Origin of the sequence: Acinetobacter sp. ATCC 27244 (genome assembly GCF_000156555.1) — a bacterium.
Classification (GTDB): domain Bacteria; phylum Pseudomonadota; class Gammaproteobacteria; order Pseudomonadales; family Moraxellaceae; genus Acinetobacter; species Acinetobacter haemolyticus.
The window spans coordinates 1-793 of record NZ_GG665992.1; the positions used below are offsets into that span (position 1 = coordinate 1).

The following is a 793-nucleotide window of genomic DNA, read 5'->3' on the forward strand; positions in this document are numbered from 1 at the left end:
TGCAACACCCCCATCTATTTTTTATTATCAAGTGAACGTTTTTTGAACGCATCAGTTACTTTTAATACTTTTTCTTTGCCTTTAAGAGCTATTTTTAAACAATTAAGTAAAGTAGAATATGTTTCTTGCTTCACATTTTTTGGCATTTTTGATTGAAAAGACGGTGTATTTTTAGGAAAGCTCAATATTTATGGCTAATAGGTTTGATTTCTATTAGTCCGCTTAGTCATGCCATTTCGAGCCATAGTTTTTATGAGTTAACGCTATCAATATTAAGTTATAGCAAATGGCCGAATACAACACGCCCAACCATTTGTGTTTTAGATAACAATGAGGCTGCATCTCAGTTTCAAGTCAATATTCGTCAACTTGCGTATGACTATCAAGTGCAAGCAATAGCGACGAAAGATTTCACAAAAACCGATTGTAATGTTGTTTATTTTTCTACGACTACACCACAACAACAACAAAATCTTATTCAAGCACACCCTTCTCGCTCGTTACTTTCATTAAGTACGAATAATCCCGCATGCGAGATTGGAAGTATTTTCTGCTTGTATAGTCGTCAGACTTTTTCTTCATTTAAAGTGAATCTGGATGCTTTAAGTGCCTCCAAAGTTCACATTGATCCACGTGTTCTACTCTTGGCAAAAAACACGGAGTGATCAACGTGATTTCAAGTTTATATCAATCAACTTCATTACATGCTTTATTCCGTAAGTCTCAATTTACTATTTTTGCGATTACTTTTTTTATTTGTTCTTTTACCTTTGCCACGATTTCAATGTTTACC

General features: G+C 34.0%; 1 protein-coding gene. It reads left to right on the plus strand.

The annotated features are described in order from the left end of the window. Positions 1-203 precede the first annotated feature (203 nt). On the plus strand, positions 204-665 hold the full coding sequence (locus tag HMPREF0023_RS15930) for a YfiR family protein (RefSeq protein WP_005088251.1): 462 nt from the start codon (positions 204-206) through the stop codon (positions 663-665). Positions 666-793: the final 128 nt, after the last annotated feature.